Consider the following 25,675-nt stretch of genomic DNA (forward strand, 5'->3'; position numbering starts at 1 on the left):
CACGACCGCGGTTGGACGCGTCAAGTACCTCACCGGGCAGCTACGGCGTCGAGCTGGTGCTCCTCGGCCTGTTGCTGGCGCTGTCGGCGTTCTTCTCGGGCGCCGAGAGCGCGCTGCGAGCCGCTGGCTGGCTGCGGCCGCAACGGCCCGAGGACGGGCGCGGGCGGGCGCGGGCGACGGCGAGGTCGCTCGACGATCCCGCGCGGGTGTTGTCGGTGCTGGCGGTGGGTACCGCCATGGCGCACACCGCCCTCGCCGTCGTCGCGACGGCCGCCCTGGTCCGGCTGCTGGGGCCGGGGCGCGGCCCCCTGTATGCGTTCGTGGCGACCACGCTGGTGGTGTTGGTCGCCGCGAAGATCGCGCCCGCGAGCATCGCCGCCCGCCACGCCGACCGCATCGCCGCATGGGTCGCGCCGCCGGTGCGGGCGCTGGCCTGGCTGCTGGGGCCGGTGGTGCGTGCGGTGGCGCTCCCGGCGAGCCTGCTGGTGCGGCCGTTTGGTGCCCACGTGCAGCGCGATGCGCCCCTGGGGGCGCAGGAGGACCTCCAGCTCCTGGTGCGCATGGGAGACGAGCAGGGCGTGCTGGAGCAGGAGGAACGGGAGATGATCCATTCCATCTTCCAGTTCGGCGACACCGTGGTGCGCGAGGTCATGACGCCGCGCATCGACATGGTGGGCGTCGAGGCCGATGCGCCCGTGGAGACGCTGCTGGACGTGGTGCGCGAGCACGGCTACTCCCGCATCCCGGTCTACCACGAGACGGTGGACCAGATCGTCGGCGTGGTGCACGTCAAGGATCTGCTGACGGCCTCGCGGGAAGGCCGACTGCGGGGCGTGGCGCGTGACTTCGCGCGGCCGGCGTTCTTCGTGCCGGACAGCAAGCGGCTCGACGACCTCTTCCGCGAGATGCGCCGCAAGCGGGTGCACATGGCCATCGTGGTCGACGAGTACGGCGGCACCGCCGGGTTGGTGACGATCGAGGACCTGCTGGAGGAGATCGTGGGGCCCATCCAGGACGAGTACGACGCCGAGGAGCCGCCGATCCGGGTGCTCGACGAGCGGGTGGCGCTGGTGGACGGGCGCGTGCACCTGGAGGAGGTCAACGCCGCCCTGGGGCTCCATCTGCCGGCCGGCGAGGTGGACTCGCTGGGCGGGTTCGTCTACACCCTCCTGGGGCACGTGCCCGCGCAGGGCGAGCGGGTCACCTACGATGGCGTGGAGCTGGCGGTCGAGCGCGTCGACGGCAACCGCATCGCGCTGGTGAAGGTGACGAAGGCCGAACCAGCCCCCACGTCCCAGGACTGAATGCGCGCGCGGCTCCGGACCTACCTGATCGCCGGCCTGCTGGTGGTGCTCCCCGCCGCCGTCACCGTGGCGGTGCTGCGGTGGCTGTTCCGGGTGCTGGACAGCGTGCTGGCGCCCGTCTTCGCCCTGGCGGGCCTGCGCGTGCCCGGCCTGGGGCTGCTGAGCGGCGTGGCGCTCATCCTGCTCGCGGGCGCCATGGCCAGCAACGTGTTGGGGCGCCGTCTGGTCGAGGCCTTCGACCGGTTCATGCTGCGGATTCCGCTGGCCCGGTCGGTCTACGCTGCCACCAAGCAGCTGGCCGACTCCATCCTGCATCCCAACCGGATGGCCCTCAAGGAGGCCGTGCTGGTCGAGTGGCCGCGCAAAGGGCTCTACACCGTCGGCTTCGTCACCGGGGAGGGGCGCGGCGAGCTCCGGACGGTGGCTGGCGAGCGCATCGTGAACGTCTTCATCATGACCACGCCCAACCCCACCAGCGGGTTCGTGTGCCTGGTGCCGGAGAGCCAGGTGGTCCGCCTGCAGATGTCCATCGAGGACGCCCTGAAGCTGGTGGTCTCGGGCGGGATCGTGACGCCGGCCGAGGTCGGCCGTCCGGTGCCCACAGGGCGGTTCGAGTGATGGCCCCCGCGCCCCGCCGCGGCGGCCGCGGCGCCGCCATGGGGCCCCGGGCCGCGGTGCGCCGTGCGGCAGCAACCCCACAGAGCCGGGGCGTCTCGCTGCACCCCAGGCAGGTCGCAGCCCTGGTGCGTGCCGCCCGCCGCGTCCGCCTGCGGGCCCACGCTCCCTACTCGCGGTTTCCGGTGGGGGCCGCGGTGCTGACCGCGTCTGGTGCCATCGTGACGGGGTGCAACGTCGAGTCGGCGTCCTACGGCCTGTCGATCTGCGCCGAGCGCGCGGCCGTGGCACACGCCGTGGCCAGCGGCCACCGGCGGCTGCGGGCGGTCGCGGTCGCGGCCCGGCCGGCGGCGATGCCGTGTGGCGCCTGCCGGCAGGTGCTCCACGAGTTCGGCGTCGAGACCGTCGTCGTGGTGGCGCCGCGCGGGGCACCCCGCCTCTACCGGCTGCCCGACCTGCTGGCGCACCCGTTCGGGCCTGCCGGCATGCGGTGAGGCGCCCGCGGGCGCGCAATAGCGCGCCGACGCGTGCGCCAGCACTTCTCATCGATCCGCCACTGCCGCCAGCGTTCCTTGACGCTCGCACGCGGGCGTTCGTATAGTAGTCGCGGCGCCGCGCATGCGCGGCCGCCTGGACGCGGTCCAGGATGGGAGCAGGATCGTGCATGTCACGTCGCTGCCGTTCAGCCGGCTTCTGGGACGGCGGGTCGTGGACGCCCGCGGCTATCCGCTGGGGCGGCTCGCGGACCTGGCGGCCGAGGTGCACCCCACACGGCCGCGCATCACGGGACTGCTGCTGGACGTCGACCGGCCGCGGGTGGCTCTCATCCCCTGGAGCGCGGTCGCCGCGCTGGAGCCCCAGATCAGGCTGAGCGTCGACCGCGCGGCGTTGCAGCCGCGTCCCCTGCAGCCCGACGAGGTCCCCCTGCGGGAAGCCCTGCTGGACAAGCAGGTCGTCGACACCCACGGGCTGCGCGTCGTGAAGGTGAACGATCTGTTCCTCGCCCGCAGCAACGGCGATCTGCTCCTCAGCGGCGTGGACGTCGGGCTCACGGGATTGCTGCGGCGGCTGGGGCTGGAACGCCCGGTCCGCTGGGTGTGCGCGCGGCTCCGGCGGCCGCTGTCTGACCACGCGCTCCCCTGGACCTACGTCGCGGCGCTCGGGGGTCCGGTGACGCCCCTCAAGCTGTCGATCTCGCGGGAACGCCTCCAGGCCATCCACCCGGCCGACCTGGCCGACCTGCTCAGCGAGATGGATCGCGAGGAGCGGGTGGAGGTGATGGCGGCGCTGCGCGACGACGTGGCCGCTGAGGTGCTGGAGGCGGCCGACCCCGAGGTGCAGACGCACATCCTCCGGTCGCTGCCCGCCGACCGCGCGTCGGACATCCTCGAGGAGATGGAGCCCGACGAGGCCGCCGACGTGCTGGGCGAGCTACCGCGCGAGACCGCCACGGAGCTGCTCGACCGCATGGAGCCCGCGGCGGGCGCCGAGGTCAGCCGGCTGCTGGCGTACCCGCCCGACTCCGCCGGCGGGCGCATGACCCTCAACTTCATCGCGGTACCCGCCCAGTGGACGGCGGAGCAGACGATCACCCGGCTGCGCGAGCTCGCGCCCGACGCCGAGACGATCTACTACCTGTACGTGGTCGACGACGCCGGCCGGCTGCTGGGCGTGCTCTCCCTGCGGCGCCTGTTGATCGCCGATCCCCAGACCCCCGTGACCCAGCTGATGACGCCCGACGTTGTGGCGGTCCGTGCCAACCAGAGCGACGAGACGGCTGCGGGGCTCCTCGCGAAGTACGACCTGCTGGCGATTCCGGTGCTCGACGCCGAGGACCGGCTGCTCGGCATCATCACCGTCGACGACGTCGTGGACCTGCTGGCTGACCGGCTGGGCGGCCGGCTGCCCCGCCGGTTGGAGCGCATCCGGCGGCGGCGGGAGTAGCCGCCGTGCGGGGCCTTGGGCGCCGCTGGACGGCGCTGATGGCGTTCCTTGCGGTGGCGGGGCCGGGGATCATCACCGCGGCGGTGGACAACGACGCCAACGGCATCGCCACGTACTCGACCGCGGGCGCGCAGTTCGGCTACGCGTTGCTGTGGACCCTGCCCCTGGCGGCGGTGGCGCTGGTCGTCGTGCAGGAGATGACCGCGCGGATGGGATCGGTGACCGGCCTGGGGCTGGCGGACCTGATCCGCGAGCAGTTCGGCGTGCGGGTCACCACGGCGATCATGGCCGTCCTGGTGGTGGCCAACTGGGCCAATACCATCGGGAACTTCGCGGGCGTGGCCGGGAGCCTGGAGATCTTCCGCTTGCCGCGGCTGGTGGGCATCCCCGTCGTGGCCGCGGTGGTGGCGCTGCTGGTGCTGCGCGGCGGCTACCGGCTCATCGAGCGCGTCTTCCTGGGTGCGTCGGCGCTGTACGTCCTCTACGCCATTTCGGCCGTCCTGGCCCGGCCCGACTGGTCCGCGGTGTCGCGGGCCGCCGTCGTGCCCACGGTGCGGCTCGACCGGGAGTACCTCTACCTGCTGATCGCCCTGATCGGCACCACCATCGCGCCGTGGATGCAGTTCTACCAGCAGGCGGCCGTGGTGGACAAAGGGCTCACGGCGGGCGACCTGCGGCTGGAACGGGCGGATACGGCGCTGGGCGCGCTGGTCACGGCGCTGGTAGCCGGGTCGATCATCGTCGCCACGGCGGCCACGCTGCACCCGGCCGGCATCGTCGTCGCGCGCGCCGAGGACGCAGCGCGGGCGCTGGCGCCGCTGGCCGGGATCTACGCGTCGGCGTTGTTCGCGGTGGGGCTGCTGAACGCCGCCGTCTTCTCGGTGGCGATCATCCCCCTCTCGACGGCGTACAGCGTCTGTGAGGCGTTCGGCTGGGAAGCGGGGCTCGATCGGTCTCCCCGCCAGGCGCCCGTCTTCTACGGGCTGTTCCTGGCCGTGCTGATCACCAGCGCGCTCGCGGTCCTCTGGCCGGGCCTGCCGTTGATTCCCGTCATGGTCTTCTCCCAGGCCTTGAACGGTGTGCTGCTCCCCGCGGTGCTGGTGGCCATGCTGCGCCTGGTCAACGACCGGCGCCTGCTGGGCGAGCACGTGAACGGCTCCGTGGCCAACGCCATCGCCGGCACGGTGACGGCCGCGCTGGTGGTGCTGACGCTGGCGCTGCTCGTGTGGAGCCTGTAGGCCACGAGGGCCGCAGACAGGGTCCTGATCGTGGGTCTGTACACGCTGGAAGGCGTGGTGCTGCGTCGGCGGAATCTGGGCGAGGCCGACCGCCTGGTCGTGCTCTTCTCCCGCGAGCGGGGGAAGGTGACGGTGGTAGCGCGTGGCGCCCGGCGCCCCCGCAGTCGGCTGGGCGGCCGCCTGGAGCCGCCCGCGCGCGTCCGCGCCCTGGTGGCGGAGGGGCGCACCCTCGACGTGCTGGCGCAGGTCGACGTGCTCGACGCCTACCCGGCGCTGCGGCAGGACCTGGACCGCGTGGCGACCACCGCGCTGGTGCTGGAGCTGGTGGACCGCGCTCTGGCCGACCGCCAGCCGCATCCAGACGTCTACCGGCTGCTGCTGGAAGCCCTGGAGCTCCTGGTCCAAGGGGGCGGCGACCTGGCCTGCGCGTGGTTCCTGGCGCGCCTGCTGGTGCTCACGGGACACCGCCCGGCGGTCGGACGCTGTGCGGTGTGCGGCGCCCGCACGCGCGGGCCGGTGGCGTGGAGCGCAGCGCTGGGTGGCAGCCTGGACGCCGCGTGCAGGCAGCACGACCCGCAGGCGTTCCCCCTGGATGGGCGCACTGTAGGACTGCTGGCGTTCCTCCTGGACGCGCGGCCATCCGCGGTGCGCAGGCTGCGGCCGCCCACACGCGACCTGGTCGCCGCCACCCGTGCGCTCCATCAGATGGCCGAGGCGGTCTGGGAGGTGCGCCTGCGGGCGCCGGCCGTCGTCGGGCGCCTACGGGAGACCGCACCCCCCTACGGGATCCGCGCCGACGGCTCCGGGCCTTGATCGCAGGGCATCGTGGTATATTCCCTTCGGGGAGGTGCGGGGATGGAGATCGACCTCGATCGGGCGCGCCGTGCGCTCGTGGACCTGGGCGCGGCCCTCGCCGAAGCCCGCGGCGTGGTGCGGGTCGGCCCCGATGGCGTCGTGCGGATCCGCACTGAGTCCGAGGTGATCGAGCTGCCGGTCTCGTGGGCGGTGGCGGGGCTCGTGGCGTTCGCGGCCGCTGCCCTGCTCTCGGCGGTGCCGGTCCCCTCGGTGCGACGGCGCAGTCGGGAGGAGGAGCCGCTCGGGATCGGCTGATGCCTCGGCTGCGGCACTGGCGCGGACGTCAAACGGCCGCGACGCGCCAGGGAGCCGGTCGTGTCTTGCTATAGGAGCTCTGTGGACGTTTCCACAGGGACCGGTGTCGGTGTCCGGGTCCAGGTGGTCAAGGACCTGCTGGGGCCTGGGAGATAGAGCGCGTGGCGCTCGACGAGTATGCTTTCGACGCGCGCCGGTGCGTTGACCCTGCGCGCGGGGCGCTGGTACAATGGCCGGGCCATCGGCCGTCTGGCGATGCGGGAGAGGAGTAGGCGCGTGGCCGGCTGGAGAGAGCCCGTGGGTGGTGCGAACGGGCGCGGCGCGCGCTGAACGGCGCTCCCAAGCCGCTGCCCGGCGTCCGGCGCGCAGGTGCGCTGGGGCGTCGACGCAGCCGGGAACCGCCCGTTAGCGCGGACGAGAGGGCCCGCCGGTCGGAGCGACCGGCGGGAATCAGGGTGGAACCGCGGAGCCGCCGTCCCTGAGGACGGGGCTCCTTTTTGTGTGACCCGCTGTCGACCGTGGGAGCCGATGCCAAGGCGCGTGCGGACGTTTCAGGAGCTGATCTTGGCCCTGCACCGGTTCTGGGGCGCGCGCGGGTGCGTGCTCGAGGAGCCCTACGACGTCGAGGTCGGGGCCGGCACGATGCACCCGGCGACGTTCTTTGGCGCGCTGGGACCGCAGCCCTGGCGCGTCGCCTACGTGCAACCCAGCCGGCGCCCCGTGGACGGCCGGTACGGCGACAACCCCAACCGGCTGTACCGGCACTACCAGTACCAGGTCGTGCTCAAGCCGCCGCCGAACGACGTCCAGGCGCTCTACCTCCGCAGCCTCGAGCGGCTGGGCCTGGTGCTGGCGCACCACGACGTGCGCTTCCTGGAGGACGACTGGGAAGCGCCGACGCTGGGTGCGTGGGGCGTGGGGTGGCAGGTGTTCCTCGACGGTCTGGAGATCACCCAGTTCACGTACTTCCAGCAGATGGGCGGCTTCGACGTGGAGCCGGTGGCGGTGGAGCTCACCTACGGGCTGGAGCGCCTGGCCATGTACCTGCAGCGGCGGGCCTGGGTGTACGACGTCGTGTGGGCGCCGGGGGTGACGTACGGGGCGGTGCGCCGGGCGGAAGAGCGCGAGTACTCCGCGCACGGGTTCGAGCATGCCGACATCCAGACCCTGTGGCGGCTGTTTGACGCGCACGAGGCCGAGGCGCGGCGGCTCCTGGAGATCCCTCTGGTGCGGCCCGCCTACGACGAGGTGCTGAAGTGCTCGCACCTGTTCAACCTCCTGGAGGCGCGGGGCGCCATCAGCGTCGCGCAGCGGGTGGAGCTCATGGGACGCACCCGGGCCCTGGCGCGCGCGTGTGCGGCCGCCTACCTCAACCGGCTAGCCGACGCGCAGGCCGCCGCGGCGGGAGGCACCGGTGGTGCCTGAGCTGCTGGTCGAGGTCGGCGCCGAAGAGCTGCCCCCGCACGCGCTACCGGCCGTGCTCGAGCAGCTGGCGCGCGAAGCGCAGGCGGCGCTCCAGGAGGCGCGGCTCGAGGTGCGCGAGGTGCAGACTACCGGCACGGTGCGGCGTCTGGTGCTGACCGCGGTGCTGGCCGCAGCGCGGCAGCGGGACGTCGTCACGGTGGTGCGTGGCCCGGCCGCACGCGTGGCGTTCGACGCCCAGGGACGGCCCACCCAGGCGGCGGTGGGGTTCGCACGGGCCCAGGGGGTGCCCGTGGAGGCGCTGCAGGTGCGCGACCTGGACGGCGGGCGGTACGTGGTGGCGGAGCGTCACGCGCCCGGGCGCCCGGCCGCGGTGGTGCTGGCCGAGGTGCTCCCCGGCGTGCTCGGCCGGCTGGTCTTCCCCAAGATGATGCGGTGGAACGGCGACGGCGTCCGCTTCGGCCGGCCGATCCGGTGGATCGTGGCGCTGCTGGACCGGCAGGTGGTGCCGCTGAGCTTCGCCGGAGTCCGCGCAGGACGGCGCACCGTCGGCCATCGGGTGCTCGCGCCGCGCGCCATCACGCTGCCGCAGGCTGCGGCCTACCCGGCGGCCATGCGCCAGGGGCGGGTGATCCTCGATCCCGCCGCGCGGCGCGCCCGCATCGCGCGAGGCGCCACGCGCCTGGCTGCGGCTGTGGGCGGGCGCCCGCTGCTGGATGCCGCGTTGCTGGACGAGCTGGTGTGGTCGATCGAGCACCCCACGCCGCTGCTCGGGCGCTTCGAGGAGCGGTTCGCCAGGGACCTGCCGCGCCCGGTGGTGCTGGTGACGCTGCAGCACCACCAGAAGTGCTTTGGCGTGGAGGGCGCCGACGGCGCACTGCTGCCGGCGTTCATCGCCGTGCGCGACGGCGGCATGGCGCACCTGGCAGCGGTCCGCACCGGGCACGAGTGGGTCGTGCACGCGCGGCTGGCAGACGCGCGGTTCTTCCTCGAGGAGGACCGGCGCGGCACCTTCGACGCATGGGACGCGGCGCTGGCGCGCGTGGCCCACGGCGCGGGGCTGGGCTCGATGGCCGACCACGTGGAGCGCCTGGCCCGGGTTGCGCAGTGGCTGGCCGGCGCCGTCGGCGCGTCCGCGGACGACCGGGCGACGGTCGCGCGGGCCGCGCGCCTGTGCAAGGCGGACCTGGTGACGGCCATGGTGGGCGAGTTCCCCGAGCTCCAGGGCGTGGTGGGGCGTCTCTACGCCGAGGAGCGCGGAGAGCCTGCCGCGGTCGCGCAGGCCATCGAGGAGCACTACTGGCCCAAGGGGCCCGGCGAGCCTCTGCCCGCTACGCTCCCGGGCGCGCTGCTGGCCATCGCCGATCGGGCGGTGCTGCTGGCGGGGGCGTTCCTCCGAGGGTTGGAGCCGACGGGCTCGCAGGATCCCTACGGGCTGCGCCGTGCCGCCAGCGGGATCGCCGTGATCGCGGCCGAGCGGGGCCTGCCGCTTGGGTTGCGATCGTTGTTCGACGAGGCGATGGCGGCGTACGCCGCGCCGGTAGACGATCGGGCGCGGGCCGTGGAGGCCTGCGTGGCCTTCACGCTCCAGCGGCTGCGGACGTGGCTGGAAGAGCAGGGCATCGCGTATGATACCCTCGATGCCGTGCTGGCGGTGGGGGACGACCGGCCGGCGGATCTCGCCGCGCGAGCCCGGGCCCTCCAAGCCGCCCGTCGGCAACCCGCGATGCCGCGCCTGGCCACGGCATTTGCGCGGGCCTCACGCATCCTGTCGCAGGGGACGGCGGCCGACCGGGTCGCGCCGGACCTCTTCGTGGAGCCGGAGGAAGCAGAGCTGTATCGTGCCTGGCAGGAGGTGGCCGCGATCGTGGAGGCGGAGGCAGCGGCAGGGCGCTACCCGGCCGCCCTGGAAGCGCTGGTGCGGCTGGCCGACCCGGTCGACGCGTTCTTCGACCGGGTGCTCGTCATGGCGCCCGACGAGCGCCTGCGGGGCAACCGCCTGGCGCTGCTACGGGCCGTGACGCAGAGCTTCCTGCGCGTGGCAGACTTCGGACGGCTGGCAGGCTGACGGTGGAGGGGAGGAAGGCCGTGTCGCGTGTGCGCTCGGTCCGCGCGCAGACCGAGCGGTGGGAGGAGGTGGCGCTGCAGCCCCGGGCGGCACGTGCCGCCGCGTCCCGCGGACGCGTGGAGCCCGAGCCGGAGGACGACCTGCGGACCGCGTTCCAGCGCGACCGGGACCGGATCCTGCACAGCAAGGCGTTCCGCCGCCTGGCGCACAAGACCCAGGTGTTCATCGCGCCCGAGGGCGACCACTACCGGACGCGCCTGACGCACACGCTGGAGGTGGCGCAGATCGCCCGCACGATCGCCCGCGCGCTGCGGCTCAACGAGGACCTCACCGAGGCGATCGCGCTGGCGCACGACCTCGGGCACCCGCCGTTTGGCCATGCGGGCGAAGCGGCCCTGGACGCGGCCATGGCGCCGTGGGGCGGCTTCCGGCACGATGCGCAGAGCCTGCGCGTGGTCGAGCGCCTCGAGCGCCGACGTCGCGCCGACGGCAGCCTGGCGTGGGGGTTGAACCTCACCTGGGAGGTCCGCGACGGCATCGCGGGCCACTCCAAGGGGTTGCGCGACCTGCAGGCCGCGGATCACGGTGATCCCCTGCCGGCGACGCTGGAGGGCCAGGTGGTGCGGCTGGCCGACCGCATCGCCTACGTGCACCACGACACCGACGACGCGGTGCGCGCCGGCCTCATCGACGAGAGGGCGGTGCCGGAAGCGGTCACCGCCGTGCTGGGCCCGACGCGCGGGCGCTGGCTGGAGGTGATCGTGCAGGACGTGGTGGCCACCAGCGCGGACGCCGCGGTGGTGGACCTGTCGCTACCGGTCCGGCAAGCCCTGAACGCCCTCAAGGACTTCCTGACGACGTGGGTCTACCGGGTGGCCGCGGCCCTGCAGGAAGCCAGCCGGGCCCAGCGGCTGCTCGAATGGTTGTTCCAGCACTACATGGCACACCCGGACGCCCTGCCGTCCGACGTCCGGGCGGCAGCGGCCGACGAGCCGCTGGCGCGCGTGGTGTGCGACTTCCTGGCGGGCATGACCGACCGGTACGCGATCCGGACGTTCACCGGGCTGTTCGTGGTGCAAGGGGTGGACGGCATCTAAGGGAAGCGATCGACGGGACGCGCGCGAGCGCCCCGGGCTCGCACGACGGCTCGAGGGTGCCGGCGATGCGCGGGGCTCCCGGAAAGCCCTGCCGCACGTCCGGGCACGCCAAACGGTATGGGCCTGCATCGCGCCGACGGTGCGACGGGCGATGGGGCCTCGCCGAGGCAGCACGGTGCAGCACAGTGGAGGTGAGAGACGGCGTATGGACGCGCTGCTGTGGGGACCGATCGTGGGAGTGATCGGCCTGGCCTACGCGCTGCAACTCGCCGCGCGCGTAACGCGCCAGGACCCGGGCACACCGCAGATGCAGGAGCTCTCCGGGGCGATCCGGGAAGGGGCCATGGCCTTCCTGGCCCGCGAGTACCGGGCGATCGGGCTGTTCGTGGCCGTGATGTTCGTCGTCCTGGCCACAGAGGTGACGCCCGGGATCGACGTCAAGACCGCCATCGCCTTCGTGATCGGCGCCGCCTGCTCCGTGGGCGCCGGGTTCTTCGGCATGCGCATCGCGACCTCGGCCAACGCCCGCACCGCGCAGGCCGCCCGGCAGGGGCTGGCGACCGCCATGACCGTGGCGTTCCCCGGCGGGGCCGTCATGGGGATGACGGTGGTCGGCCTGGGGCTGGTGGGCGTGGGCGTGCTCTATCTGCTCTACCGGGACCCCAACCAGGTGATCGGGTTCTCGCTGGGCGCCTCGTCGGTGGCGCTGTTCGCGCGCGTGGGCGGCGGGATCTACACCAAGGGCGCCGACGTGGGCGCCGACCTGGTGGGCAAGGTCGAGGCGGGCATTCCCGAGGACGACCCGCGCAACCCGGCGGTGATCGCCGACGCCGTGGGCGACAACGTGGGCGACGTGGCGGGGATGGGGGCGGACCTCTTCGAGTCCTACGTGGGCTCGGTGATCGCCGCGATCGCCATCGGGCTGGCCCAGGTGCAGGCGCCCGGCGCGCTGGCGGCGCTGTGGCTGGCGGCAGCCGGCGTGCTGGCGTCCATCGTGGGGACGTTCTTCGTGCGGGGCACTGACCCGCAGCGTGCCCTGCGCATGGGGACGCTGGCCAGCGCCGCCGCCATGGCCCTGGGCTCGTACCTCGTGACGCGGGCGGTGCTGCCGCCCGATCGTGCCTGGGGCGCGTTCGGCGCCGTCCTGCTGGGTCTGGCCGCGGGGATCGTCATCGGGTTGGTGGCCGAGTACTACACCTCGGGCCGGGAGGTCACGCGCCTGGCCGAGGCGGCCGTGACCGGGCCCGCCCCGGTGATCATCGCCGGCACGGCCCAGGGCATGCTGAGCACCGTGGTGCCGCTGGTGGTGATCGGGCTGGCGACCATCTTCGCGTTTCGTCTGGCCGACTTCTACGGCATCGCGCTGGCGGCCGTGGGCATGCTGTCCATCACCGGGATGACGGTCTCGGTGGACGCGTACGGGCCGATCGCCGACAACTCGGCCGGCATCGCCGAGATGGCCCACCTGGGCGCCGACGTCCGCCGGGTGGCCGACCAGCTCGACGCCGCAGGGAACACCACGGCCGCCATCGCCAAGGGGTTCGCCATCGGGTCGGCGGCGCTGACGGCCCTGGCTCTGTTCTTCTTCTACCGGCAGGCCGTGGGGCTGGAGACCCTCAACATCATGGACGCCGAGGTCATCGCCGGGCTGTTCATCGGTGGCATCGTGCCCTTCTACTTCGCGGCGCTGGCGATGCGGGCCGTGGGGCGCACGGCGCAGACGATGGTCGGCGAGGTCCGCCGCCAGTTCCGGGAGATCGCGGGCCTCATGGAGGGCCGCGCACGGCCCGAGTACGCCCGGTGCGTCGACATCGCCACCCGCGGGGCCCTGCGGGAGATGATCGTGCCGGGGCTGTCGGCCGTGGTGATCCCCATCGCCGTCGGCCTGCTGCTCGGCAAGGAGGCGCTGGGCGGGCTGCTGGCCGGCGCCATCGTGACGGGCGTGCCGCTGGCGCTCTACCTGGCCAACGCCGGCGGCGCCTGGGACAACGCCAAGAAGCACATCGAGGAGGGCCACCTGGGTGGCAAGGGCTCGGACGCCCACAAGGCGGCGGTCATCGGCGACACCGTGGGCGACCCGTTCAAGGACACCGCGGGCCCGGCGCTCAACATCCTGCTGAAACTGATGACCGTCGTGGCGCTGGTGTTCGCCCCGCTGTTCCGCTGAGCGGGGTGCGGGGCGCCATCGATCCATGACCGCGGGAGGAAGCGCTGCGGAGCCCACAGAAGGTGGCGGACGGGCATCCCGGCGCGGTCCGGCGGCATCCGCAGAGGAGGCAGCATCGTGGCAGGACGGCAGGGAAACACCGAGATTCCGGTGCGCGTCCAGGGCAAGCACCTGGAGGTTACCGACGCGTTGCGGCAGTACGTGGAGCAGAAGGTCGGCAGGCTGGCGCGGTACCTCGACCACATCCAGGAGGCCCAGGTCGTGCTCAGCACCACCCGGGACCGGGTAGCCGGGCGGACCATGGGCGTGGAGATCACGGTGTGGTGCGATGGCCTGGTGCTGCGGGCCGAGGAGTTCTCCGAGGACATGTACGCCTCGATCGACCTGGCCGCCGAGAAACTGGAGCGGCAGATCGAGAAGTACCGGAGCCGGATGATCGAGAAGCGGCGGTTGGACGCCGCGCGCCGCCGGCGGCGTGCGGAGCAGGCCGTGGAGGTCGCCCTGCGGGCCCCCGACGTGGCCGAGGAGGCGACGCCCGGGATCGTGCGCGTCAAGCGGTTCCCGGTGAAGCCCATGACCGAGGACGAGGCCGTGCTCCAGATGGAGCTGCTGGGCCACGCGTTCTTCGTCTTCCGTGACGCCGCGACGGAACGGCTGCGGGTGCTCTACCGCCGCCGCGACGGCAACTACGGCCTGATCGACCCCGAAGGCTAGGAGTCCGCAGGGGCGCGGCGCGGACGGGGAGGGTACGGTGGCGCGCGACGGCGGGCAGTCCACGGCGGCCCAGGCGGAGGAGATCATCCGGCGGTTGCGCGGGGTGGTGGCGGCGCGCGTCGTGCCCACGCCCGACGGCGCCATCGACGTCGTGCACGTGCTGGGGCAGGCCGACCGCAGCCCGCGCCTGATCGCCACCGACGTGGTGTCGGCGCTGGCGGCGGAACTGGGCGTGCACCTCGACCCCCGCCAGGTGCGGGTGGCGGCGATGCGGCCCGAAGAGCAGACCACGGCCACGCCTCAGGCGCGGCTGAAGTTCGTGGGCCTGTCGCTGTCGGTGGTCCGCGACAGCGCCGAGGTCAAGGTGCACCTCGAGGACCGGGGGATGCTCTACGAGGGCGTGGCCGCGGGGCCCAACGTGCCGCGGCACCGCCTGGCGCTGGTGGCCCAGGCGGCGCTGCGCGCCGTCGAGGTGTTCCTGCGCGCGCCCGGGCTGCTGGCCTTCGACGGCGTGACCACCACGCGGGTGGGCGACCACGAGGTGGCCGTGGTGGCCGTGGTGCTCACCGGCAGCGAGCAGGAGGTCCTGGCCGGATCGTCGGTGGTGCGCGACGACGTGCGCGAGGCCGTCGTGCGGGCGGTCCTGGCCGCCGTCAACCGGCCCATCTCCTGGCTCACCGCACAGCGCTAGCCCGCACGGCGCCGCCGCAGGTCGCGCTGCCGCCCTGCAGGTCGTCGCGCCACGCACCGGTGGTGTGCGGGCGGCACGCAGAGGATGGCGGCCGGCCCGCCGCACGGGCCCGGCGCCCGGGGACGTCCCCGGGCGCCGGGCCCGTTACCGTATAATGGAGAAGTTGGGCGTTGCGCCCACGAGGTGACCCATGCGCGGACTGTTGACCCGGCTGTTGGGCGATGCGGGCGAGCGCGAGCTGGCCCGGCTGCGGCCGGTGGTGGACGAGATCAACGCTCTGGAGCCCACCTACCAGGCGCTCTCCGACGACGCGCTGCGTCAGCGCGTCGCCGACTGGCGCGGCCAGGTCCAGGAGGCCATCGCCAACCTCGACGGCGACGAGCGCAAGCGCGTCCTCCAGACCACGCTGGACGGGCTGCTCCCCCACGTCTTCGCCGCGGTGCGGGAAGCCAGCCGCCGCACCATCGGGCTGCGGCACTTCGACGTGCAGCTGCTGGGGGGAATGGTGCTGCACCGCGGGAAGATCGCCGAGATGAAGACCGGCGAGGGCAAGACCCTGGTGGCGACCACCGCGGTGGCGCTCAACGCCCTGGCCGGCCGGGGCGTGCACGTGGTCACGGTGAACGACTACCTGAGCCGGCGCGACGCGGGGTGGATGGGGCCCGTCTACCACCTGCTGGGGTTCTCGGTGGCCGCCATCGGCCACGAGTTCTCGGGGCTCTACGATCCCGGCTACACCGACCCCCGGCCCCACCACGACGACCGGCTCAACCACTTCCGGCCCATCAGCCGCCGCGAGGCCTACGCCGCCGACATCACCTACGGCACCAACAACGAGTTCGGCTTCGACTACCTGCGCGACAACATGGCGCTGCGGGTCGAGGACCTGGTGCAGCGCGAGCTCTACTACGCCATCGTCGACGAGGTGGACTTCATCCTCATCGACGAGGCGCGCACGCCCCTCATCATCTCGGGGATGGTCGAGGGCGGCGTCGAGCGCTACCAGCGCTTCGCGCGCATCGTGCCCCGGCTGCGTCCGGGCGTCGACTACACCGTCGACGAGAAGATCAAGAACGCCATCCTCACCGACGAAGGGGTCGCCCACGCCGAGCGGCTGCTGGGGATCGACAACCTGTCGGACCCGGAGCACGCCGAGCTCATGCACCACCTGCACCAGGCCCTGCGGGCCCACGCCTGCTACAAGCGCGACGTCGACTACGTGGTGAAGGACGGCCAGGTGATCATCGTCGACGAGTTCACGGGCCGCCTGATGTTCGGACGCCGCTACGCCGACGGGCTCCACCAGGCCATCGAGGCCAAGGAAGGGGTCAGGGTGGAGCGGGAGAGCCAGACCCTGGCCACCATCACGTTCCAGAACTACTTTCGCATGTACGAGAAGCTGGCGGGCATGACGGGCACCGCCAAGACCGAGGAGGAGGAGCTGGTCAAGATCTACAACCTCCCGGTGGTCGTGGTGCCCACCCACCGGCCGATGATCCGCCAGGACTTCCCCGACCTGGTGTACCGGACCGAGGCCGGCAAGTGGCGGGCCGTGGTGGAAGAGATCGTACACTGGCACCGGCAGGGCCGACCGGTGCTGGTGGGCACCCGCAGCATCGAGAAGAACGAGCTGCTGTCGGAGATGCTGCGCCGCAAGGGCGTCCCCCACCAGCTGCTGAACGCCAAGCACCACGAGCGCGAGGCCGAGATCATCGCGCAGGCCGGCCGGCTGGGCGCGGTCACCATCGCCACCAACATGGCCGGGCGCGGCGTGGACATCATCCTGGGCGGAAATCCACCCGACCCCGCCGAGGCGGCCCGCGTGCGCGAGCTGGGGGGCCTGCACGTCATCGGCACCGAGCGCCACGAGGCCCGCCGCATCGACAACCAGCTCCGCGGCCGGGCCGGCCGGCAGGGCGACCCGGGCTCCAGCCGCTTCTACGTGGCGGCCGACGACGAGCTGATGCGGGTCTTCGCCGGCGAACGCGTCGCCAGCATCATGGCGCGGTTTCGCATCGACGAGGACACCCCCATCGAGCACCCGCTCCTGACCCGACAGATCGAGGCCGCCCAGAAGAAGGTGGAGCAGTACCACTTCGACGTGCGCAAGCACGTGCTCGAGTACGACGACGTGATGAACGTCCAGCGCAAGGTCATCTACGCCGAGCGGCGCAAGGTGCTGTTCGGGGCCAACCTCCGCGACAACGTGCTGGACATCATCGAGCGCCTGGTCCGCACCCAGGTGGAGGCCGTCTGCACCAGGGAGACGCCGGCCGAGGAGTGGGACCTGGAAGGGTTGCTGGCCGAGCTGGCTGCCCTGATCCCGGCCCTGGGGGCCGTGGACCCAACCGGGCTGCGCGGGCTGCCGGCCGACGCCATCGCGGAGCGCCTCACCACCGCGGCCCTGGAGGCCTACGAGCGGAAGGAGGCCGAGCTCGGCGCCCAGACCCTGCGCGAGGTCGAGCGCCTCGTGCTGCTGCAGACCATCGACCGCAAGTGGATCGACCACCTGTACAACATGGACGCCCTCCGGGAGGGCATCGGCCTGCGGGCCTACGCGCAGGTGAGCCCGCTCATCGAGTACCAACGGGAAGGCTACGAGATGTTCCAGCAGACGCTGCGGGCGATCCAGGAAGACGCGGTGCGGGTGCTCTACCGCGTGCAGGTGGTGCCCGAGCCGCGCCCGGTGGCCCGGCCGGTGCTCCCCGCCCGTGAGCCCGCGGCGGTCGGCGCGCGCACCTCCGGTGGTGAGCGCAAGCTGGGTCGCAACGACCCGTGCTGGTGCGGCAGCGGCAAGAAGTACAAGAAGTGTCACGGCCGCGAGGCCTGAGGCTGCTTGCGGCGCTGGCCAGCGGTCTGGGGCTGGCGCTGGCCTTTCCGGCACCCGACCTGGGTGTGCTCGCATGGGTCGCGCTCGTGCCCCTGCTGCTCGCCGTCGACGGACAGCCCCCGGCCGCAGCCTTTCGGCTGGGCTGGGGGGCGGGCGTGGTGTGGTTTGGCATGCTGCTGGCGTGGGCGCGGGCATTCGGGCTGCCTGCCTGGATCGTCCTCACCGCGCTGATGGCCGTCTTCCCCGCGGTCTTCGCAGCGCTGTGCGCGTGGCTGGCCGATCGCCGCCCCGGCCGGCTCCTGTGGACGGCGCCGCTGCTCTGGGTGGCCACGGAGCTGCTGCGGACGGCGGGGCCGCTGGCCTTCCCCTGGGGGCTGTTGGGCCTGACTCAGCACCGCGCTCCCTCCATGCTGGCGGCGGCCTCGGTGGTGGGCGTCATCGGCGTCTCAGGACTGCTCGTGGCGGTCAACGCGGCCGTGGCCGTGGCGGTGCGCGGACGGCCGCTCCCGGCAGTGGCGGCGATCGCGGTGGCCGCGGCCGTGGCGGGCGCCGGCGCGGCCCTGGCAGCGCACCGCCCGGCGGCGCCTGTCGGAGTGCCGTACCGGCAGGTCGCTGCCGTGCAGCCCAACGTCGATCCGCGTCGGCCCGCCGTAGTGGCACCTGTCCGCGCGCCAGGGTCTGTGCTCTGTGCGGTGTGCAGCCCGCCCGGGGACGGGCCTGCGAGCGCAGCCGAGGTGCAGGCCAGGCTCGCGCTCGAGGGCGCGGGCCGGGCGCGCGCGGCCGGCCCGCAGCTGGTCGTCCTCCCCGAGACCGCCGTTCCCGCCGACGTGGGCGCCGATCCGCCGCTGCGTCGGGCCCTGGCCGACGCCGCAGAGGGCGCCGTGGTGGTGGTCGGCGCGACCGCACCCGGTCCGCGCAACGTGGCGGTGGTGCTGGGCGCCGGCGGCGACGTGCTGGGCGTCTACGCCAAGCGCCGGCTGGTGCCGTTTGGGGAGGCTGGGGTGGTGCCGGGCGATGGCGGCGCGCCCATCGCCACGCCTGCCGGCCGTCTGGGCGTGCTGATCTGCTACGAGTCCGCGTTTCCGGCGATGAGCCGGCACCTGGCCCGCCAGGGCGCCGAGATCCTCGTGATCCTCACCAACGACGGCTGGTTTGGCGACGCTGCCGGACCTGCGCAGCACGCGGCCCATGCGGTCTTCCGCGCCGCTGAGACGGGCAGAGCGGTCGTGCGCGCCGCCAACACCGGGGTGTCCATGGTGATCACGCCCGACGGCCAACAGGTCATCCGGCAGCCGCTGAACACGGCCGGCGTGATCGCCGCAGCGGTCCCCTGGGGTGGGCCGCCGGCGCCGTATGCCCGCTGGGGGTGGCTGTGGGAACCGGCGGCGCTCGCCGCGGGGGCTGGCCTGGTGCTCCGGCATGCCTGGCCCTGGCTGCGCGCGCGCCGTGCGGAGGTGGGGGCGCTTGGGGTGGCGCTGGCAGGTCCAGGGGCCGTGTGGCTCGCCGGCCGGTGGATTGGAGACACCGGCCCCGGTGCCTGGATCGGGGCCCTGCTGCTGGTGGTCGCCGCGTGGCGCGCCGGTCCACGGGCGGCCGTCGATGCCCGGGGCGTGTGGCTCGGCATGGCGGGTTCCCTGGTGGTCACCGGCGTGCTCGCGGTCGTGATGGTCGCCGCCTATGCCCGGTACGGGTTCAGTGTGCCCTTGATTGCCCCTGCACCGGCTGCGGCGCTCCTGATGGTGCTGCAGGCCTGTGCCCTGGAGGCTTGGCTGCGCGGTGCGGTGCTGGCCCGCGCCGCGGCGCTTGGGGGGCCGGCTGCGAGCGTGGCGATTGCGGCACTGGCGGGGGCGTTCCTCCGCATAGGCGCCGCGCAGGAGGTCTTCCTCTGGTACCTGCTGACGGGGCTGGTGTTTGGGCTGATCCGGCTCCACACCGGGGACGCGTTCGGGCTCGGGCCGGCCCGGGCAGCGGGCGACGCCGTGGTCATGGCGCTGGCACGGTTGCGGTAGGACCGGCGGGCCGCACGGCGCAGGCCTCGGGCCGCCGGGGCCGTGTACGAACAGTACGTACACCCCACGGATTCCCCGGTGGGTGGTGCACGTGCCGGCACGTCGCGGCCCGGGCTCCCACCGCTGGAGGCACCTGCGGCGGTCTGCTATAATGCCTGCGGCTATGATCCAGTTGGACGAACTCTACACACAGCTACGCGAGGGCCGTCGTCGCCTCCAGGATCTCCGGGGGCATCTTTGACCTGCCCGCCAAGCAGGCCCGTATCGCCGCGCTCGAACAGGAGATGCAGCAGCCCGCGCTGTGGGCCGACGCTGCCCGCGCCCGCGCGCTCGGTCAGGAGCTGAGCCGGCTGCGGGCGACGGTGGAGGCCGTCGCCGGCCTCGAGCGGCGGCTGGACGACCTCGAGACGATGCTCGAACTGGCCGCCGAAGACGGGACGGGCGGCGCAGCCGGCTTCACGGCGGCCGAGCTCGCGACCGAGGCCCGCGCCGTGGCGGCCGAGCTGGCGCGGCTGGAGACCGCCGTCCTGCTCTCAGGGCCCCACGACGAGGCCAACGCCATCCTGTCGATCCACGCGGGTGCCGGCGGCACCGAGTCCCAGGACTGGGCCCAGATGCTCCTGCGCATGTACCTGCGCTGGGCCGAGCAGCACGGGTACACCACCGAGATCGTCGACCTCTCGCCGGGCGAGGAGGCCGGGCTGAAGAGTGTGACCGTGATCGTCGGCGGCCCGTACGCGTACGGGTACCTCAAGGCCGAGCGGGGCGTCCACCGGCTGGTGCGGCTCTCGCCCTTCGACGCGGCCCACCGCCGGCACACATCCTTCGCCCTGGTCGACGTGATTCCGGAGGTCCAGGTGGCCGAAAGCCAGCTGCGCGACGAGGACCTGAAGATCGAGACCTACCGGGCCGGCGGCGCCGGCGGGCAGAACGTCAACAAGGTCGAGACGGCGGTGCGGATCACCCACCTGCCGACCGGCATCGTGGTGCAGTGTCAGAACGAGCGGTCCCAGCATGCGAACAAACTGACCGCCCTGCGCATCCTGGCAGCACGCCTGGCCGAGCGCGCGGAGGAGGAGCGGCGGCAGCAGCTGGCGCAGCTGCGGGGCGAACACCGCGAGGCGGCGTGGGGCAACCAGATCCGCTCGTACGTGCTGCACCCCTACCAGCTCGTGAAGGACCACCGCACCGGCGTCGAGACCGGTGACACTGCTGCGGTGCTGGACGGCGACCTCGACCGGTTCATCGAGGCCGCGCTGCGCAGCGGCGTGGTCCCCGGATGATGGCGCGGCCCGGCCCTGCGCCACGCGGCGCGGCCCGGGTCGGGCGGCCGGCGGTGCTGCTCGCAGTACTCGGCGTCGTCGCCGGCGTCGTCCTGTGGGTGCCGCCGGCGCTGGTGGCCCGGCAGGTCGAGGCGGCCGTGCGTCCGCATCTCGCCTCCGGCGGCACGGTGGCGGTGACGGTGCGCGCCACCCCGTGGGGACTGGCGGCGGGGCGCCTGGGCCGGGTGACGGTCACGGCTGCAGACGTCAGGCTGGGCGAGCTGGTCGCACAGCGGATGGCGGCACGTCTGGACGACGTGCGCGTGGCGCGCACCGACGGGGGATGGCGCGTCGCGCGGGTGACCTCCGGTGAGACCACCCTCGAGATCGGCCCGCAGGCGGTGCAGCGGCTGCTCGAAACGCGGGGCGTGGAACGCGCGCGGGTCGAGATCGCGCCTGACGCCGTGGTCGCCGCCGGCGAGATCCGCCTGGGGGTGGCCCGGTTGCCGCTGCGCGTGAGAGCCCTACCCTACTCGGCCACCGGACAGGACCTGCGCTTCCGCATCGTGGCGTTCGAGGTCGGCGGCACCCAGGTGCCGCCCGCGCTGGCTGAGACGATCGCCGCAGCCGTGCAGCCCCCGATCGCGCTGGACGGGCTGCCCTGGCCGGTCCGCGTCAGCCGGGTGGACCTTGCGGCGGGTGTGATCCGCCTCGTGGCGCGCGTCGGCGACACCCCGTGAGCCGCCCGCTGCTGGTAGGCTGCCTCATCGTCGGCCTGCTGGCCGCTGCGGTGGTCGCGGTCTTCCGTCACGGGGTGGAAACCAGGTACCGTACCGTCGAGATCGTGCTGGACGGACCGGACTGGAGGACGCTGGCCCGGCGGGAAGGCCAGCCGGTGCGGGCAGTGCTCGGCGAGGCGCGACGGCGCGGTGCCACCTCGGTGGCCGTGCCCGACGTCACGCTGCGGCAGCTGGCCGACGAAGGGGTGGCCACGTACGCCGCGGGTGGGGCGCTGCTGGCGCAGGCGCGAGCGGCCGCCCTGGCCGGCGGCTTCGAGCGGCTGCGCGCTGCCGGCGCGATCCGCGCCGATGCCGTCTACGTCGCAGCGGCTCCCGACGTGTTCCCATGGCTGGTGGCGACGCTCCGGGTCTTGCTGGGCGCCGACCGCGTACGCGTGGTCGAGGGCGTCATCGAGGCGCTGGGCGTGCAGGGCGACCTCGAGGAGCTGGGGCTGGGCGTGCACGAGCGCCTGGTGGAGGACTACCGGGCTGCGGGGCTGCACCTGGTGCTGCGGCCACGCAACTACCGGGGGCTCACCGCGGCGAGCCTGCAGGCGCTGGTCGACGGGTATGCGCGCGTGGCGCCCGAGCCCACGTTCGTCTTCGCCCTGACCGAGGTGCAGGGCTACGAAGGTCTCGTCGACGCAGCCGCCGCGGCATACCGCCGGGTGGGCGCCCGGTTCGGCCGCATCGAGGTGTTCGCGGCGCGCCGCAAGCAGCGCGGGGAAGACCGGCTGACGGCCTTGATGCGCCCGGAGGTCATCCGCGTCTTCAGCGTGACGCCGGAGGAGCTCCAGCAGTTGCGGCCGCGGGAGGTGGCCGACCGCTTCGTGCGCGCGGCCCAGGAGCGCAACCTGCGCCTGCTCTACGTCCGCCCCCTGCTCGCCACCCCGGCGGGCGTCCCGGCGCTGGAGACCAACTTCCAGCTGGTGGAGTCGATCGCCGCGGACCTGCACCGGCTGGGCTTTCGTACCGGTCGCGCCCGCCCGCTGCCGGACCAGATTCTCCCGGTCCCGCCACCGGTGGCCGGGCTGCTCGCCGCGCTGGTGGCTCTGGGGGGCGCCGCGCTGGGTCTGCTGGTGCTCCACGACGTCGCGCGCGCGGTGGGCGTGCGGCTGCCCGGTGGGATCGACGCCGCTGTCCTGGCGGCAGTCGTCGCCGGCACGCTGATCGCAGCAGGCCGCGCCTGGGGAGACCTGTGGCGCCAGGTGTTGGCGCTGGGGATCGCCCTCGCGGGGGCAGCGGGTGCGACGGTCTGGGCGCTGCCTCGTCCCGCGTCCGGGAGCGGCAGCCCGGTCGTGGCAGGGTACCTCACGCTGGGGCGCGCCGTGGGGCTGGCGGCTGCCGCCGGCCTGCTGGTCGCAGCGGTGCTCGCGCAGTGGACGTTCATGCTGGCGATCCGCACGTTCCTGGGCGTCAAGGCCGCGCACGTCATCCCCGTGCTCGTGGTCGGGCTCTGGCTGGCCTTCGCCCGGCGTCCTGCGGCCGGATGGCGCGCAGCCCTCGCCGACGTCGCGGCCTGGCTGGCCCGGCCGCTGCGCGTGGGCACGGCCCTGGCGCTGCTGGCCGCAGGAGTCGCGGCCGCGCTGCTCCTGGTGCGCACCGGCAACGTTGGCCTGCCCCTGGCGAGCGCCGAGCAGCAGCTGCGTCAGGCGCTGGAGGCCCGTCTGGTCGCCAGGCCGCGCACGAAGGAGTTCCTGCTGGGGTATCCCGCGCTGGTGCTCGCGGGTGCAGCCGCTGTCGCGCACCGTCCGCAGGTGGCCACGGCCTTCGCCCTGCTCGGCACCGTGGGCACGGCTGGCGCGATCAACTCGTTCTCGCACCTGCACACGCCCCTGCTCCACACGCTCTGGCGGACGGCGCACGCGTTCTGGCTGGGCGGGGTCGTGGCAGCGCCGGCCGTGGTGGTGCTCCTCTGGACAGGACGCCGCACGCGCCCATCCTGATCTGCGGGTACTACGGCTTTGGCAACCTCGGCGACGAGGCCGTGCTGGCCGGGATCCTGGCGGCCGTGCGCCGGCTCGCGCCGGGGCTGCGGGTCGTCGTGCTCTCGGGCGATCCCGCGGCCACGCTGTCGGCGCACCGCGTGGAGACGACGCACCGGTCGCCGGCAGCCGTCTGGCGTGCGCTGGCGGGCGCCCGCCTGCTGATCATGGGTGGCGGGTCGCTGGTGCAGGACGTGACCAGCGCGCGCAGCGCCCTCTACTACCTCGGTGTGATGCTGGCCGCCCGGATGCGGGGCGTGCCGGTGGCGGCGATCGGTCAGGGCGTCGGGCCGCTCCGGCGCCGGTGGCTACGCGCGCTGGCGCGTGCGGCGTTCACCCGCGCGGCGCTGGTGGACGTGCGCGACCACGACTCGGCCGCCACGCTGGCCGCGCTGGGCGTCCGCCGGCCGGTGCGCGTGAGCGCGGACCTGGCGTTCCTGCTGGACCCGGCACCCGCGGCACAGGTGCAGGCGATGCTGGCCCGCTACCGGCTCGATCGAGCGGGCGTCCGGGTGGGCGTGGCGCCTCGCCTCTGGCCCGGCCTGCCGCCCGCAGCCGCCATGGGCGCGGTCCTGCGGCGGTTCGCCGGGGAGGTGGACGGAGCCGTGGCAGTCTTCCTCTTCGACCGCGTCCGCGACCGGACGCTTGGCTACGAGCTGGCCGCTGCAGCCGGCGGGCGCGTGGTCGAGGCCGCGACGCCCGCCGACCTCCTGGGGCTGGTGGGCGCGATGGACCTCGTGGTCGGCGTGCGGCTCCACGCGCTGGTCTTCGCGGCCGCGGCGGGCGTGCCCGCGGTGGGGGTGGCCTACGATCCGAAGGTCGCCGCGTTCGCGGCCGCCCAGGGACTGCCCGCCGTGCCCGTGGACACGTCGCCCGAGGCGCTGGCGCATGCCCTGCGCGCCGCGTGGGCCGCCCGGGCGTCGCTGCGCGCGCGGTTACAAGACGCCAGCGGGCAGTTGCGCGCGGCCGCCGCCGAGGCCGTGGCGGCGGCGCTGGCCGCCGGCGGCGTGGCGCTGCCCCACCGGCAGGAGTTCCCGCACAGCGGCCGGAAGTAGTAAGGGATCATCCCAACCGCCGCAGCATGTAGGGAGAGGATTCGCCATGCCGGAGGTGCTCAAGGTCTCCGCAGATTCCAAGCCCAAAGCGGTTGCAGGCGCGGTCGCGGCGGTCCTGCGCGAGAAGGGCTCCGTGGAGATCCAGGCCGTCGGCGCCGGCGCCGTGAACCAAGCGGTGAAGGCCATCGCCATCACCCGCGGGTTCGTGGCCCCCAACGGCATCGATCTGGTGGCGATCCCCGCGTTCACCAAGGTCGAGATCGACGGCGAGGAGCGCACGGCGATCAAGTTCCTGGTGGAAGCCCGGTAGGAGCGTGGCTGCGCCATGGGTGGCCCCCTAGTGCCCGAGGACGGTCGGGCGCCCGTCGTCGGGGCGGGCTGACGCCCCGGGCATGGACGGCGCCGGATACGGTGAGCTAAAGCTCTTCGCCGGCAGTTCGGTCCCCGCTCTGGCGAGGGAGATCGCCGACGCCCTGCACATCCAGCCCGGGCGCGTCACCCTGATGCGGTTCGCCGACGGCGAGATCTACTGCCGGTACGAGGAGAACGCCCGGGGCGAGGACACCTTCGTGGTGCAGTCCACCTGCCACCCCGTCAACGAGCACCTGATGGAGCTGCTGATCATGGTCGACGCGCTGCGGCGCGCGTCCGCGGGGCGCATCACCGCCGTGATCCCCTACTACGGCTACGGGCGCAAAGACAAGAAGGAAGCGCCCCGCGAGCCCATCACCGGACGCCTGGTGGCCGACCTGCTGACCACGGCAGGGATCCACCGGGTGCTCACCATCGACCTGCACGCCGGGCAGATCGAGGGCTTCTTCACCATCCCGGTGGACCACCTGCGGGCGCTGCCGCTGTTCGCCGACTACCTGGCCCGCAAACACCTGACCAACGCCGTGGTGGTCGCGCCCGACGATGGGGCCGTGAAGCGCAGCAAGCAGCTGGCCGATCGCCTGAACCTGGACCTGGCCGTGATCTTCCAGCGGCGGGTGGCGGCAGACACCAAGGAGCCCGTCCAGATCGTCGGCGACGTGGAAGGCCGCGTGCCCATCATCATCGAGGACATCATCGACACCGCGGGCACCGTGTCGCGGGCCGTGGACGTGCTGATGGCGCGCGGCGCCGTGCCCGAGGTCTACGTCTGCGCGACCCATCCGGTGTTCGCCGGCCCGGCCCTCGACCGCCTGAGCCGGCCGGAGATCCGCGAGGTGGTGGTCACCAACACCGTCCCGCTGCCGCCCGAGCGGCGCCTGCCCAAGATCACCGTGCTGTCGGCGGCGCCCCTGCTGGCCGAGGCCATCCGGCGCATCCACCTCAACCAGTCCGTGAGCCTGCTGTTCACCTAGGGACGGCAAAGCGGCGCCGCCGGTGTTTACAGCCCGCGC

General features: G+C 73.5%; 21 protein-coding genes. All 21 read left to right on the plus strand.

From position 1 onward, the window contains the following. Positions 1-11 precede the first annotated feature (11 nt). The 21 genes from QN157_11255 to QN157_11355 all read left to right on the plus strand — a co-directional run bounded on the left by QN157_11255 (position 12) and on the right by QN157_11355 (position 25,636). Entirely contained in the window at positions 12-1,304 is a 1,293-nt protein-coding gene (locus QN157_11255) for a hemolysin family protein (GenBank protein ID MDR7556169.1), read from the plus strand. Further along, positions 1,305-1,922 carry a DUF502 domain-containing protein gene (locus QN157_11260; protein MDR7556170.1) on the plus strand — a complete coding sequence of 206 codons (618 nt, stop codon included), beginning with the start codon at positions 1,305-1,307 and terminating at the stop codon, positions 1,920-1,922. Then, entirely contained in the window at positions 1,922-2,413 is a 492-nt protein-coding gene (locus QN157_11265; GenBank protein MDR7556171.1) for a cytidine deaminase, read from the plus strand. Before QN157_11260 ends, QN157_11265 begins: the two co-directional genes overlap by 1 nt. 166 nt (positions 2,414-2,579) lie before the next feature. Next, on the plus strand, positions 2,580-3,863 hold the full coding sequence (locus tag QN157_11270) for a CBS domain-containing protein (protein ID MDR7556172.1): 1,284 nt from the start codon (positions 2,580-2,582) through the stop codon (positions 3,861-3,863). Between the two features lie 5 nt (positions 3,864-3,868). Beyond that, positions 3,869-5,101 carry a divalent metal cation transporter gene (locus tag QN157_11275; GenBank protein ID MDR7556173.1) on the plus strand — a complete coding sequence of 411 codons (1,233 nt, stop codon included), beginning with the start codon at positions 3,869-3,871 and terminating at the stop codon, positions 5,099-5,101. 30 nt (positions 5,102-5,131) lie between these two features. After that, a complete protein-coding gene (recO, locus tag QN157_11280) occupies positions 5,132-5,914 on the plus strand; it encodes a DNA repair protein RecO (GenBank protein ID MDR7556174.1) in 783 nt (260 codons plus the stop codon). 42 nt (positions 5,915-5,956) lie between these two features. Beyond that, a complete protein-coding gene (locus QN157_11285; protein MDR7556175.1) occupies positions 5,957-6,211 on the plus strand; it encodes a hypothetical protein in 255 nt (84 codons plus the stop codon). Between the two features lie 540 nt (positions 6,212-6,751). After that, complete coding sequence (locus QN157_11290) at positions 6,752-7,636, plus strand: glycine--tRNA ligase subunit alpha (GenBank protein ID MDR7556176.1); 885 nt, start codon at positions 6,752-6,754, stop codon at positions 7,634-7,636. After that, a complete protein-coding gene (gene glyS / locus QN157_11295) occupies positions 7,629-9,701 on the plus strand; it encodes a glycine--tRNA ligase subunit beta (GenBank protein MDR7556177.1) in 2,073 nt (690 codons plus the stop codon). The genes QN157_11290 and glyS overlap by 8 nt, the downstream gene beginning before the upstream one ends. Positions 9,702-9,721: 20 nt before the next feature. Then, a complete protein-coding gene (locus tag QN157_11300; GenBank protein MDR7556178.1) occupies positions 9,722-10,798 on the plus strand; it encodes a deoxyguanosinetriphosphate triphosphohydrolase in 1,077 nt (358 codons plus the stop codon). 205 nt (positions 10,799-11,003) lie between these two features. After that, complete coding sequence (locus QN157_11305; GenBank protein ID MDR7556179.1) at positions 11,004-12,965, plus strand: sodium-translocating pyrophosphatase; 1,962 nt, start codon at positions 11,004-11,006, stop codon at positions 12,963-12,965. Between the two features lie 117 nt (positions 12,966-13,082). After that, positions 13,083-13,679, plus strand: coding sequence for a ribosome-associated translation inhibitor RaiA (raiA, locus tag QN157_11310; GenBank protein MDR7556180.1), 597 nt, complete (start codon positions 13,083-13,085; stop codon positions 13,677-13,679). A 37-nt stretch (positions 13,680-13,716) separates the two neighbouring features. Then, positions 13,717-14,370 carry a hypothetical protein gene (locus tag QN157_11315; protein MDR7556181.1) on the plus strand — a complete coding sequence of 218 codons (654 nt, stop codon included), beginning with the start codon at positions 13,717-13,719 and terminating at the stop codon, positions 14,368-14,370. A gap of 190 nt (positions 14,371-14,560) precedes the next feature. Beyond that, a complete protein-coding gene (gene secA / locus QN157_11320; GenBank protein MDR7556182.1) occupies positions 14,561-17,200 on the plus strand; it encodes a preprotein translocase subunit SecA in 2,640 nt (879 codons plus the stop codon). Then, entirely contained in the window at positions 17,179-19,209 is a 2,031-nt protein-coding gene (locus tag QN157_11325; GenBank protein ID MDR7556183.1) for a nitrilase-related carbon-nitrogen hydrolase, read from the plus strand. Before secA ends, QN157_11325 begins: the two co-directional genes overlap by 22 nt. Before the next feature lie 163 nt (positions 19,210-19,372). Next, positions 19,373-20,492 (plus strand): peptide chain release factor 2 gene (prfB, locus tag QN157_11330; protein MDR7556184.1). Its coding sequence is split into 2 segments (ribosomal slippage): positions 19,373-19,447 and positions 19,449-20,492, totalling 1,119 coding nucleotides; the frame shifts between segments, so codons are not numbered across the junction. Further along, entirely contained in the window at positions 20,489-21,211 is a 723-nt protein-coding gene (locus tag QN157_11335) for a DUF2993 domain-containing protein (GenBank protein ID MDR7556185.1), read from the plus strand. Before prfB ends, QN157_11335 begins: the two co-directional genes overlap by 4 nt. Beyond that, positions 21,208-23,196: a DUF5693 family protein gene (locus tag QN157_11340; protein MDR7556186.1), complete on the plus strand. Its 1,989-nt coding sequence runs from the start codon at positions 21,208-21,210 to the stop codon at positions 23,194-23,196. The genes QN157_11335 and QN157_11340 overlap by 4 nt, the downstream gene beginning before the upstream one ends. Beyond that, a complete protein-coding gene (gene csaB / locus QN157_11345) occupies positions 23,196-24,290 on the plus strand; it encodes a polysaccharide pyruvyl transferase CsaB (GenBank protein MDR7556187.1) in 1,095 nt (364 codons plus the stop codon). Before QN157_11340 ends, csaB begins: the two co-directional genes overlap by 1 nt. 46 nt (positions 24,291-24,336) lie before the next feature. Then, on the plus strand, positions 24,337-24,600 hold the full coding sequence (locus QN157_11350) for a stage V sporulation protein S (protein ID MDR7556188.1): 264 nt from the start codon (positions 24,337-24,339) through the stop codon (positions 24,598-24,600). Positions 24,601-24,682: 82 nt separating this feature from the next. Beyond that, a complete protein-coding gene (locus QN157_11355) occupies positions 24,683-25,636 on the plus strand; it encodes a ribose-phosphate pyrophosphokinase (protein ID MDR7556189.1) in 954 nt (317 codons plus the stop codon). Positions 25,637-25,675 lie beyond the last annotated feature (39 nt).

The sequence above is a fragment of the Armatimonadota bacterium genome (genome assembly GCA_031459855.1).
Taxonomy (GTDB): Bacteria; Sysuimicrobiota; Sysuimicrobiia; order Sysuimicrobiales; family Humicultoraceae; genus Fervidifonticultor; species Fervidifonticultor primus.